The organism is Anaerolinea thermophila (assembly GCF_020723905.1).
Lineage (GTDB): Bacteria > Chloroflexota > Anaerolineae > Anaerolineales > Anaerolineaceae > Anaerolinea > Anaerolinea thermophila_A.
Genome location: NZ_DYHZ01000001.1, coordinates 70,660 through 83,175, shown reverse-complemented (window position 1 = coordinate 83,175; position 12,516 = coordinate 70,660). Strand labels below are relative to the sequence as shown.

The following is a 12,516-nucleotide window of genomic DNA, read 5'->3' as shown; positions in this document are numbered from 1 at the left end:
GGTGGGTATAATTCAACAGGTTTGAATCCATGACCCACGGCAGGCTCAAAATTTTCTTGAGTTACGCAGATGGAGCAGGCAAAACTACTGCCATGCTCTCCGATGCCCTCCAGCAGAAAGCCCGGGGGGTTGATGTGCTGGCGGCATGGGTGAACCTGCCCGATGGGAGTGAGGCAAGACAGTTGCTGGAGAGGTTGGAAGCATTGCCGCCTTCTCCTGACGGTCTGAATTTGGATGAAATCCTGCGCCGCCGACCTCAACTGGTGTTGATGGATGAACTGGAGGGAATCAACCCTGAGGGAAGCCGTCATCAGGTTCGCTGGCAGGATGTGGAAGAACTGCTCCAGGCGGGTATTTCGGTGTACACCACCCTCAATATTTTGCATGTGGAGAGCCTCAAGGATACCGTTGAGGAGATCACAGGGCAGCGCATCGAACAGACGGTTCCCGATCGTTTGCTGGATCGTGCGGATGAACTGGAAGTTGTGGATTTACCGCCCGAGGAATTGCTGGAGCGTCTTCATTCCCATACCCCTGCTACGCTGGCAGATACCTTGCGCCATAAAAGCAACCTGCTGGCTTTGCGCCAGTTAACCATGCGCCGGGCTGCCATGCGGATGGAAGATCAGGCGCGGGCGTTACTGGGGGGCGTAAAATCTCCGTTAAGTGCAGAGCGCATCTGTGTGTGTATTTCCAACCGTCCCGAAGCCGAGCGGTTGGTGCGCGAAGGACGTATGCTGGCAGACGCCTTAAATGCGGAGTGGTTTGTTCTGTATGTCGAAACGCCCACCGCCGCAGGGGAACGTGCTGAGGAACGGGCAAGTCTGTTGAAAGCCATGCGCCTTGCAGAGGAAAATGGCGCCAGTACCCTCATGATGCCTGCAGAGTCCATTGCAGAAGGAATTGAAGCCTTTTGCCGTCAGCAGGGGGTAACGCGATTGGTGTTGGGAAAACCTCGCAATCCCCTGTGGCGAATGCGCCTGGGAGTTTCTCCCGTAGAAAGATTTTTGCGCTCCAATCTTCAAGTTGATGTCATTCTGGTAGATACACCACGCCAGACCCTCCCCCGCAGGGGAACTCTGCCGCGCTGGTGGGCGTACCTTCGCAATGGTGCGGTGGTTTTCATGGCGGTATTGCTGGTGACAGCGCTGGGTCTGGGACTGCGTCAGCAACCCGGTGCCATTGGTATGGAGGGTATGTACCTGCTTCTGGTCATTGCCCTGGCATTCTGGCTGGGACGGAGCGCCGGTTTGCTGGCGGCGGGGGTAAGTACGCTGGCTTTTGCGTGGCTCTTTAATGGCGACTCAATGGCATTGAACGGCTCGGATCTTCCCCTCCTGATCACGTTCCTGGGGTGGGGAACGGCGGGACTGGTAACGGCTTCGCTGGCAAGAGCGGTACGCCGCCAGACCCGCGCTATGCGCTGGCGTCAGGTGCAGTCTGCTGTGTTGAATGCGCTGAGCCGTGAACTTGCAGGGGCGTTGGATTTACAAGCCGTGATGAACAGCATTGTCCGGCATGTCTCCGGGATGATGGGTGGAACGGTGATGATTCTGCTCCTGGAAGAGGGGCAGTTGAAACTGGCGCGGGTGGAAGGATCTGCCTTGTTGAGCGAGCGGGACTGGCAAATTGCTCGCTGGGTGGTAGAGCATCGTGCCCCTGCAGGACTGGCAACCAATACCTTTGCGGATTCCGCCATGCGATTTCTTCCCCTTATGGCGCATGAATTGCCGATCGGTGTACTGGTGGTTTTACCGGAAGAGAGCAGTTATTCACTTCTCCCCGAACAGCGTGAAATACTCGACGGGGTGGCAGGGCTGGCATCGCTGGCAATTGAGCGGGTGCGTCTGAATCAGCAAGCCCAGCAGGCGGCTGTTCTGCAGATGACTGAAAAACTCCAGACTGCTTTATTGAATTCCATCTCTCATGATTTACGCACGCCGCTTTCTGCAGTGGAAGGCTCGCTCTCCAGCCTTTTGGAAGCCGAGGCGAACGGTTTGGAAATGGATCGCGAGACTCGTCTGGACCTGCTGGAAAATGCCAGCGAAGAAGCCGAGCGTTTGAATCGTCTGGTTGGCAATTTGCTTGATATGACCCGCATCGAGGCAGGTGCTTTACGTATCCGGCGCAGACCCTGTGATGTGCAGGATTTGATTGGTACTGCGTTGACCCAGTTTCAGCGCCGATTACAGGACAGGAAAGTGCTCACGCGCATTGCCCCCAATCTTCCGGAGGTGGAGATGGATTTTGTTCTCATCGAACAGGTGCTGGAGCGCCTGCTCGATAATGCCGTCAAGTATTCTCCGCCCGGTTCGGAAATAACCGTCTCAGCCGAGGTTGTAAATGAAGCCTTACAGATATCCGTTGCTGACCGCGGAGAAGGAATTCCCCCGGAAGATCTGGAGCGGATCTTTGGGAAGTTTTACCGTGTTCAGCGTCCCGATGGCGTTTCAGGAACCGGGCTGGGTTTGTCTATTTGCAAAGGCATTGTGGAAATCCATGGCGGGCGCATCTGGGCAGAAAATCGCCCGGAGGGTGGAGCCATTTTTACCTTCACGATACCCCTTACAAAGTTGGGAGAATCAAAATGAGCGACACGGGTTTGCGTGTTCTGGTGGTAGATGATGAAAAGGCGATCCGCCGTTATTTACGCACTTCTCTTACCGCGCTGGGATACGAAGTGCTGGAGGCCGCAAACGGAAACGAAGCCCTTCAGGCAACCATGACGGATCATCCCGATATTCTGGTCCTCGACCTGGGACTGCCCGATATGGATGGGGTGGAAGTGGTGCGCCGCATTCGTGAGTGGAGCAATGTTCCGATTCTCATTCTATCTGTCCGTGACCGCGAAGATGACAAAGTGGTAGCGCTGGATGCAGGCGCCGATGATTACTTAACCAAGCCCTTTGGAATCAAAGAATTGCTTGCTCGTATTCGTGTAGCAATCCGACATCACACCCCCGGTCAACAGGATACGGTATTTGAAGTGGAAGATTTACGGGTGGATTTAGGAAAGCGTGAGGTGTTCGTGCAGGGGAATCGGGTGGCGTTAACGCCCACCGAGTACGACTTAATCAAAGTGCTGGTTCAACACGCCGGCAGGGTCTTGACGCACAGCCAGTTGCTCCGGCAGGTATGGGGTCCTGCGTATGAAAATGAATCCCATCTGTTGCGAGTCAATATCAGCAACCTGCGGCGAAAGATCGAGCCCAACCCCGATCAACCCCGTTACATCCTCACCGAGCCGGGGGTTGGATACCGTTTGAGAGAGGATTAAACGCGCGGAGGATATCCGGTGATTTCCCGGATTTCCTCATACAACGGCTTAAGGCGTTCGTACATCTTCCGGTAAACCCGCTGATAGAGTTCATCATACACCCGGTGATGTACTGGATTAGGCTCAAACAACACACCCGGATGGCTCATTTCGCGCACTGCCGTTTCAAAATCCCCGTGGAGTTTCAACCCTACTGCGGCATCCATGGCGGCGCCCAGCCCCGAGGCTTCATAAACATGGGGACGGGTGGCGGGAAGTCCAAAAATATCGGCGGTGAGTTGCATGGCGGCGTTACTTTGACTGCCACCCCCTGCCACACGGATTTCGGTGATGGGTACTCCGCTTCGCCGTGAGGTGCGTTCCGCACCTTCTCGCAGGGCATAAGCCACGCCTTCCAGGATGGATCGGTACAGGTGTGCGCGGGTGTGAATATCACCAAACCCGATGATGGCGCCTTTGGCTTCCGGTCCCGGGACTTTCAACCCTGGAGACCAGAAGGGTTGAAGCATCAAGCCCAGAGAGCCCGGCGGTACGGAATTGACCAGATTATCGAACAGGGCTTCCACTTCAATGCCGCGCTCTTCAGCAAGGCGCTGTTCATTTTGGGCAAATTCTCGTTTGAACCACGACACCATCCAGTACCCGCGGTAAATTTGCAATTCAAGACTGTAGGCTCCCGGTACCGCCGCAGGATAGGGTGGAATGAGAGGGATAATTTCGATGTATCGGCGGTGAGTGGTGTTAATCGTAGCGGTTGTTCCATAACTCAGGCACGCAATGTGGGGGTCCACACAGCCCGCTCCGATTACTTCGCAGGCTTTATCTGCCGCGGCAGCAATGAGGGGTAATCCCGCAGGAATGCCGGTTGCTTCGGACGCGCTTCGGGTGATTTCTCCCAGGACCCCTGTGGGGGGGACAAGGTCTGGCAGGATGGCTGGATCCATGGGAACGGCTTGCCATTTCCAGTCGGAAGGGTGCGCCCAGTTCAAACGACGGTAGTCGAAAGGGACGTAACCCACCTGACATCCTACCGAATCTACAAAATTCCCGGTCAGCAGGAAGGTAAGATAACCGGAAAGGAACAGGTATTTGTAGGTTTGACGCCAGATTTCTGGCTGATGTGTGCGAATCCAGTTGGCTTCGGCTTCGGATTGCAGGTACGCCACCGTTTCGGTCATACCTGTCAGGGCAAAGGCGGCTCCCCAAAATCCGCGCACCGGCTCCAGCCCCGAGGTACGGCGTTGATCCAGCCAGATAATTGCCGGACGCAGGGGATTTCCCTGGCGATCGACGTTGATGACGGTGGAACGCTGGGTTGTTAGAGCCACGCCAGCAATGGAATCGCGCGACACACCAGGCATTTTCCAGAGTGCCTGACATGCCTGACAAACGGCGTTCCAGAAGTCTTGCGGGTCTTTCTCCGCCCATCCGGGGTTGGGGGTGTCGTAGTCTTCAATCAATACGCGCGACTTTGCCAGCAGGTTGCCGCGTAAATCAAATACCAGCGCGCGAACGCTTTGCGTTCCATGATCAATGGCAAGGATGTGTTCTCCGGGCATGGCCTTCTCCTGTTGGGATGTGTCAAAAATATAACACAGGAGCGGATTCACGAACAGAAGATAAAAGGTAAAAATTTATCCTGGAATCGGGATTCTTTTATGAGGAAATATCGGTTCATCTTAGATGAATGGCTAAAGTATAATATTGACTGTGAGTTTCTTTTGTTTCCTGTCCATGGGGTATGCCTGGTTGGGAAACTTCATCCTCACATTTTTTTTAAAGTGGAAAACCCTTTAATAGAGATAATTGGGAGGTGGGATGAATCCGTACAGGAAAGAATATAAATGGTCAAACGTCTTTGCCATGATTCACAACCTGGGTTTAGATCCTAAAATTTGTACGGATGATTTTCCTCATCGTCTGGTGGTGATTACGGGAGCGACTTCAGGAATTGGGTATGCCACTGCCAGAAAATATGCCTCTCACGGCGCAGATTTGGTGCTGATTAATCGGAATGAAAAAAGATCGGCAGAAATTTGCGATGAACTGAGCCGTGAATTTCAGGTTAATTGTTCTTATCTCATTGGGGATTTTTCCCGATTGTCCGATACCCATGCAATTGCCAGGCAGTTAGCCGCCCTTGAAAAAAATATTGATGTGCTCATCCATAATGCGGGGATTTATTTGACCAAGAAGAGATTCACCGAAGATGGCATGGAAGCGGTCTTTCAGACCAATTACCTGAGCACCTTTATTTTGAATTACACCTTACTGGAACAGTTCAGGTCGCAAAACCATGGCCGCATTATTTTTGTCAATTCTGAAGCCTATCGGTTTGCCGTTTCCGGGCTGGATTTTGACGATTTATTCTGGAACAAACGCCGTTATTCGGGCTTGAAGAGTTATGGTGCGGCAAAACTGGCACAGTTGCTTTCCATGCTTGTGTTCGATGAGTACTTTCAGGGAACAGGGGTGACCATCAATGCAATGCACCCCGGCAATGTAAAGACAAACAGTGGCCAAAACAATGGATGGCTTTATAAACTCTTCAAGGCGTTATTCATTGATCCCTTTGCCCGCCCGATTGAAATTGCCTCAGAGTCTCTTTACTATCTGGGGGTTTCCTCAGAGGTAGAAAACATTTCCGGAAAATTTTTTAACCTGACAACTATGGAAGAGCCTGCTCCTCCTGCGCTGGATAAAAATGCTGCCAGGAAATTATGGAAAATCAGTATGGAACTGGGAGGTCTGGATGGAGAGAGGTAAGAGGAAAGTGGTCATTGTGGGCGCTGGCATGGCGGGTTTGACCGCAGCGGCGTATTTAGCCCGCAAAAACATGGATGTGTTGTTGCTGGAAAAAAATGACCACGTGGGGGGACTGGTGGGCACTTTTGAAAGTCAGGGTTTCTTCTTTGACTCCGGTCCAAGGGCATTTGTCAATTCGGGGATCATCAAGCCCATGCTCAAAGATTTGGGAATTGAATGGGAGTTTCTGAAAAACAGGATTTCCATTGGCATTGAGGATCAGTTGCTCTCCATTCGCTCGATGGATGATTTACAGGAATATCAACGCATCCTGTTCCATCTCTATCCGGAGAACAAAGAGGATATTCAAAAAATCATTGCCACCATCTCGCAAATCTCTGCCTATACTAGAGTTTTATACGAATTTGACAATCCAAATTTTGTCGATCTCAAGCGGAATAAAGCCTTTATCTTCAGGAAATTGATTCCCTGGACATTTAAGTTTTTATATGCGCTTGCAAAACTCAATCAATACAACCAGCCGATGGAGGACTTTCTCCAGAGTCTGACATCCAACTCCTCGTTGATTGACATCCTGATTCAACACTTTTTTAGAAAAACACCCACCCATTTCGCCCTGGGATATTTTTATGTTTACCTGGATTATTTCTATCCAAAGGGCGGGACCGGGGCTTTGAGCCGTCTCCTGGAAGAGAAAGTCCTCGAGTGGGGCGGAAAGATTAAACTCAATACTCACATTGTGGAAATTCTTCCGGCTGAATCAAAAGTGGTGGACTCCCGGGGAAATGTATATCCCTATGATGATTTGATCTGGGCAGCAGATTTAAAAACGATGTACCGCAGTTTGAATCCAGTCCATCTGGACAAAGAAACCACGGCCAGAATTCACAGCGAATCTCAACGAAAACTTGCTTCCAGAGGGGCTGAATCGGTCTTTATCCTGTACCTGGGGGTTGACCGCCCGCCTGCTTATTTCCAGCAGCGCGGCGGAGAGCACCTGTTCTATACGCCATCCCGGCAGGGTCTGGGGACGACCAATCAGGAAGAAAGGATTTGCCTTTTGCAGGATTTCGAGCAGAAATCGAAAGAGGAAGTCCTTGCCTGGCTGGAAAAATTTTTACGATTGAATACCTATGAAATTTCGGTCCCGGCTTTGCGAGATGCCACCCTCGCCCCGGAAGGAAAAACCGGCGTCATGGTGAGTTGTCTGTTCGATTACCAGATTCTCAAGAAGGTGGAAAGCGCCGGCTGGTATGAGGAATTTAAAGAAACCTGTGAAAATCTGACGATTCGCATTCTTTCAGAATCAATTTATCCGGATATTGCTCAGGATATTCTCTTTAAGTTTTCTGCCACTCCGCTTACCATTCAAAAAATCGCCGGAAGTTCTGAAGGCGCCATTACAGGCTGGTCGTTTGAGACGCTTCCGCCTGTGGTGCATACCCTGCAAGATATTCCTAAATCGGTGCTGACCCCTCTTCCGAATGTGTATCAGGCAGGACAGTGGGCATATTCTCCGGCGGGTGTTCCCATTGCCATGCTGACAGGGTGGTATGCCACGCAAAGCATCATCAAATCTTCCAGAGCAAAAAAGGGGTAATTCATTGATCGCCAGAATTGTCATTTTCGTTTTTGTGCTTTTAGAAATGTCCAATGTGCTGGCACTGTATTTCTTCCCCGGGTCGAAAAGAGCCAATGCAGTAGGGGTGTTCTCTGCATGGGAAAAATCCAGGCAGGTTCCGGAAATGCACGATTTTATCCAGTATCTGGTTTACTGGGTAGCCGGGGTTAAACTTATCTTCATTTTTTTGTTGATCGGAATTGCTCTGTTGGGAGATCCTGTCCTCCAGCGCTTCAGCCTGCTTGCGCTTGCAGTAGCGACACTGACCTTCTACTGGCGTCTGTTCCCGCTCATCCGAAAAATGGATCGCAATGGACAAATTGAACCCCGGAATTACTCCGTCAGACTGGGGCTGATGATCTTTTCTTTGATCGTTTTGTTTGTTCTGGCAGCGGTGGTATAACCTTCTCCTTTCACCCCCCTTTTGGGGGCATTCAATCCAGAGACGATTGCGCTGATCCATTTCTCACCGTTGACGCGGACGGGCTAAGTCATTCCCCAATCCGTTCGCTGACCCGGGCATGTTGACGATTTACGCCACTCGTCATAAGATACATCGTATGAGCAAGAACATCCTGTTAATTGATGACGATGCGCTCATGCGCCGCAGTCTGGGATTCAATCTGGAGCAGGCGGGATTTCAGGTTCTTACCGCGGCATCTGCTGAAGATGGATTGGCGCTGGCAAGACGCACTCCTCCTGATCTGGTGTTGCTCGATATCAACCTTCCGGGTATGGATGGGTTGGATGCCCTGCGTCGTTTTCGCGAAGACATCAAAGCGCCGGTTATTTTTGTCACTGCCCGCCGCCGGGAACTGGATCAGGTGCTGGGTCTGGAACTGGGTGCAGATGATTACATTACCAAGCCTTTCGATTTTAACGTCCTGCTGGCGAGGATTAAAGCCGTACTTCGGCGGGTTTCTGGTAGCGAGGAACGAAGATCTGTCGAACCGCACCCCATTCAAATTGGTGATTTGAGAATTGATCCGGCGGGTCATTCTGTTCACCGTGCCGGCAGAGCCATTGATCTTTCTCCCCGTGAGTTTGACTTGCTCTACACGCTGGCGCTGGATGCTGGCAAGGTGATTCCATCCGATGAACTTCTGGCACGGGTTTGGGGAGCAGAGTTTATCGGCGAACCACAGGTGCTGTACGTCCATATCCGGTGGTTGCGGGAAAAAATTGAAGACGATCCTCAAAACCCGCGTTATATTCTGACTGTCAGAGGGGTAGGCTATAAACTGGCAACAGGGGAGGAATCATGAAAACTTTACGCTCTCGCATGATTCTCAGCCATTTGCTCCCCATCTTGATTGTCGTTCCGTTGATTGGCATTGCCCTGATTTATTTTTTGGAAACCCGTGTGCTTTTGCCCGGTTTGCTTAAAGCCTATTCAGGGAATGCCGCGCTGGTCGCGGAAATTACCCGCGATCAACTGCGCATCTGGAGCGACCCTCTCTATGCTCAGACTATTCTGGCACAGGTCAGTCCGCGTCTGTCGGCGCGGGTGATGCTCTTCAGCGCCAGCGGACGCCTGCTGGCATCTACCGATCCGGCGGATTTAAAGAATTTGACTGATTTTCTGATTCACCCTGCCCTGCAAGAAGCACAACAGGGAAAAATCGTTCAAAAAGTGTATTACAACCGCCAATTGCGGGGGGAAGCCCTGGATTTATGGGAACCCGTGTATGACACGCAGTTTGGGGTAGTTATCGGGGTGGTTCGCATCACTTATCTGTTTGAGGATATTGGTGCTCAGTTCGTGCAACAACGTCTGCTGATTGCTGGAGTCCTTTTGCTGGGATTGGCGGTGGGTGCCCTGCTCGGTTGGAGACTGGCGGTTGGCTTGGAACGCCCCCTCAGTCGTGCTACCCGGGCAGTCAGGCAACTGGCGCAGGGAGAGCCATCCGAAGCCGTGCCCATGGGAGGACCTCAGGAAATCCGCATGCTTGTAGAAGCGGTGAATGTGCTGGCGGAGCGTCTGAAAAATCTGGAACAAGCCCGCCGTCAACTGCTGGCAAACCTGGTGCATGAGTTGGGACGTCCTTTAGGGGCTTTGCGCTCGGCGGTTCAAGCCTTGCTCAACGGGGCGGTGAATGACACAGCCCTGGCGGGAGAGTTATTGAATGGGATGGAGGGTGAACTGGTACGTCTGCAAAGCCTCTTAAGTGAACTGGCCCACCTGTATGATCAGGTGCTCGGAGATCTGGAACTGGAGAGGAAACCGCTGGATCTCAGGATGTGGCTCAGTGAACTGATTGCTCCATGGCAGGTGAATGCGGCAGAACAGGGGATTCAATGGGAAACCATTATCCCCGAGGACTTACCCCCGCTCTCCATTGATCCTGTGCGGATGGGACAGGCAGTGGGGAATTTGCTGAGTAACGCGGTCAAATTTACCCCTGCTGGCGGTCAAATTCGTTTTGAAGTGTCTCGAACCCGGGACGAAGTTCGTATTTCTGTGCGGGATACAGGGGCTGGCATTCCGGCTGATGAATTAGAAAAGATTTTTACACCCTTTTATCGCGGCACGCAGGGTAAACGCTTTGTAGAAGGCATGGGCTTGGGGTTGAGCATTGCCCGGGACGTGGTGAAAGCCCACGGTGGGCGGATTGAGGTGGAAAGCAAGGTAGGTGAAGGCAGTACCTTTACCATTGTGTTGCCTCTTCAGGAATAAAGCATCTGCTCCGGTTTGTCTCTTTCCCCCAGACGATACCGTTTGGGGGAGTTTTTCTTAAGGAAACCATAAGGTTAACTTGAGGGGCTCTTAAAGACGGATGTTTCATCTATCGGTATATTCAGAACTGGAAAAACCAGAAAGGAGTGAGAAACGATGATGCGCCGGATGTTCTGGAGGAGAATCCCGCGGTATGGATGGAGATGGTGGCGTCCCCGCATGTGGCTCCGCGGCATACGGGAAGGGATCTGGCTGTTGTTCTCCGTCCTGCTGGCGGGACTGGCGTTTGGAGCATTCCTGCTCTATGTGTTTGGCTGGTTCTTCCGATAATCCCATCTTTACAGGAGGGCTTATGGATAAGATATCATGGCGTTCAATCTTCAAAACGGGTCTGATTCTCCTGGTCGTTTTCTCGTTAACAGCGTGTAATGCTTTTCCTTCAATTGTGGATTCCCTTCCCTTCGTGAAAACCGGGAATCAAGCCTCAAAAACGGAGGAAGCCACGCCGCTTGCCCAGGAGACTGTCCCCACACCTGTTGCAGTGGCTCCCGGGGCAAGTGGAGTGCTGGCTGCCTATGAAGGCACTCTCGAACAGGTGTACCAGAAGGTCAATCCTTCAGTGGTCAGTATTCGTGTGGTCACCGAGGTTTCGGTGGTGCCGCACTCGTTCCCGGATTTCCCGTTTTTCTTTGATCCCTTCAGTGATTTGCCCGATACGCCGCAAATTCAGGAAGGGCTGGGTTCTGGTTTTGTCTGGGATCAAGAAGGGCACATCGTTACCAACAATCACGTTGTGGAGGGGGCGGATAAAATCGAGGTAACCTTCTCCGATGGTTACACCGTCCCCGCTGAACTGGTGGGCGCTGATCCGTACACCGACCTTGCGGTCATCAAGGTGGACGTTTCTGCGAATAGGCTTGTACCGGTCACGCTGGCGGATTCGTCACAGGTACGGGTTGGACAGTTAGCCATTGCCATTGGGAATCCCTTTGGTTTGTCCAACACCATGACGGCAGGTATTGTCAGCGCTACAGGGCGAACTCTGCCCGCCGGGGAAACACGCTATTCCATCCCTGAAGTTATTCAGACCGATGCGCCGATTAACCCGGGGAACTCGGGCGGCGTGCTGGTGGATGCGCAGGGCAATGTACTGGGAGTAACCGCGGCGATTGAATCCACCACGCGTTCCAACGCAGGTATTGGTTTCGTCATCCCTTCCGTAATTGTCAGCAAGGTTGTGCCTTCTTTGATTGCAAATGGTAAATATGAACATGCCTGGCTGGGTATTACCGGCACTTCGCTCACCCCATCCATAGCCAGAGCCATGGATCTGGATCCAGAGCAACGTGGTGCGTTGATTATTGACGTTACCCCGGATAGCCCTGCTGATAAAGCCGGCTTACGCGGGAGTAAAGAGAGGGTGGAACTGGATGGCATTACTGCCATGGTGGGTGGAGATGTCATCACTGCCATCAACGGTGAGCCTACCCAGACCATCGAGGATGTGATTGCGTACCTCGCAACAAAAGCCAGCGTTGGCGATACGGTGGACATCACCATCCTGCGTGATGGGAAGGAAAAGACCATCTCGGTGACTCTGGAGGCTCGTCCGTCTGGTAGCAGCCGCGCCCGTGCCGCTTCTGGCGAAGTCTATCTGGGCATTACCGGCATTGTGCTGGATGAAGCCCTGGTTGAGGGGTTGAAACTGCCTAAAGACACCACGGGTATCCTTATCCAGCGCGTGCAGGCAGACAGCCCGGCAGATAAAGCCGGTTTGCGGGGCGGAACCCGCCCGGTGTCCATCAATGGGCGGATGGTGCTGGCAGGCGGAGATGTCATCCTTGCCATTGACGATCAAGCCATAACCAGTTTGAAAGATTTGCAGGATGTGCTGGCGCAACACTCGCCGGGTGATGTGGTCAATGTGACTATCCTGCGTAACGGTCGAGAGCGCACAGTAGAAGTCACTTTGGAGGCTCGTCCATAACCAGTTACAGGGTTTCTGTCTCCTCCTGAGAAAGCCGCCCCTCTCTTTCCGGTGGAGGGGGGCGGCAACTTAAAAACTTTCAACAGTGAAAAAAAAGGCTTTTTCTGGCATAAAACCTCTCATTGGTACAATTTTGGTGGTTTCGGAACTTGCGCGAATGATAAATCCTTGCTATAATGCGCTCAGAG

Annotated in this window: 10 protein-coding genes; 9 read left to right on the top strand and 1 reads right to left on the bottom strand. The window is 52.3% G+C overall.

Going from position 1 to position 12,516, the window contains the following annotated elements:
• Window positions 1-29: 29 nt before the first annotated feature.
• Together LHF31_RS00375 and LHF31_RS00370 are read left to right on the top strand one after the other, a co-directional pair.
• The gene (locus LHF31_RS00375; RefSeq protein ID WP_298008037.1) at window positions 30-2,591 is read left to right on the top strand and encodes a sensor histidine kinase KdpD; all 2,562 of its coding nucleotides are present in this window, start codon (window positions 30-32) and stop codon (window positions 2,589-2,591) included.
• A complete protein-coding gene (locus tag LHF31_RS00370) occupies window positions 2,588-3,277 on the top strand; it encodes a response regulator (RefSeq protein ID WP_298008038.1) in 690 nt (229 codons plus the stop codon). The genes LHF31_RS00375 and LHF31_RS00370 overlap by 4 nt, the downstream gene beginning before the upstream one ends.
• On the opposite strand, the gene LHF31_RS00365 is transcribed toward LHF31_RS00370, so the two are convergent.
• Window positions 3,274-4,836 (bottom strand): FGGY-family carbohydrate kinase, encoded by a 1,563-nt coding sequence (locus tag LHF31_RS00365; RefSeq protein WP_298008040.1) that lies wholly within the window; start codon window positions 4,834-4,836, stop codon window positions 3,274-3,276. The two genes, LHF31_RS00370 and LHF31_RS00365, sit on opposite strands and share 4 nt — an antisense overlap.
• Before the next feature lie 259 nt (window positions 4,837-5,095).
• On the opposite strand from LHF31_RS00365, the gene LHF31_RS00360 reads away from it, so the two are divergent.
• The 7 genes from LHF31_RS00360 (at window position 5,096) to LHF31_RS00330 (ending at window position 12,328) form a co-directional block, all read left to right on the top strand.
• Entirely contained in the window at window positions 5,096-6,043 is a 948-nt protein-coding gene (locus LHF31_RS00360; RefSeq protein WP_298008043.1) for an SDR family NAD(P)-dependent oxidoreductase, read from the top strand.
• On the top strand, window positions 6,030-7,643 hold the full coding sequence (locus tag LHF31_RS00355; RefSeq protein WP_298008045.1) for an NAD(P)/FAD-dependent oxidoreductase: 1,614 nt from the start codon (window positions 6,030-6,032) through the stop codon (window positions 7,641-7,643). Before LHF31_RS00360 ends, LHF31_RS00355 begins: the two co-directional genes overlap by 14 nt.
• A gap of 4 nt (window positions 7,644-7,647) precedes the next feature.
• Window positions 7,648-8,067, top strand: coding sequence for a hypothetical protein (locus tag LHF31_RS00350; protein WP_298008047.1), 420 nt, complete (start codon window positions 7,648-7,650; stop codon window positions 8,065-8,067).
• A gap of 157 nt (window positions 8,068-8,224) precedes the next feature.
• Entirely contained in the window at window positions 8,225-8,929 is a 705-nt protein-coding gene (locus LHF31_RS00345; RefSeq protein ID WP_298008049.1) for a response regulator transcription factor, read from the top strand.
• Window positions 8,926-10,341 (top strand): cell wall metabolism sensor histidine kinase WalK, encoded by a 1,416-nt coding sequence (locus LHF31_RS00340; protein WP_303773106.1) that lies wholly within the window; start codon window positions 8,926-8,928, stop codon window positions 10,339-10,341. Before LHF31_RS00345 ends, LHF31_RS00340 begins: the two co-directional genes overlap by 4 nt.
• 156 nt (window positions 10,342-10,497) lie before the next feature.
• On the top strand, window positions 10,498-10,671 hold the full coding sequence (locus LHF31_RS00335; RefSeq protein WP_298008053.1) for a hypothetical protein: 174 nt from the start codon (window positions 10,498-10,500) through the stop codon (window positions 10,669-10,671).
• 22 nt (window positions 10,672-10,693) lie between these two features.
• Window positions 10,694-12,328, top strand: coding sequence for a trypsin-like peptidase domain-containing protein (locus tag LHF31_RS00330; RefSeq protein WP_298008055.1), 1,635 nt, complete (start codon window positions 10,694-10,696; stop codon window positions 12,326-12,328).
• The last annotated feature ends 188 nt before the right edge of the window (window positions 12,329-12,516 follow it).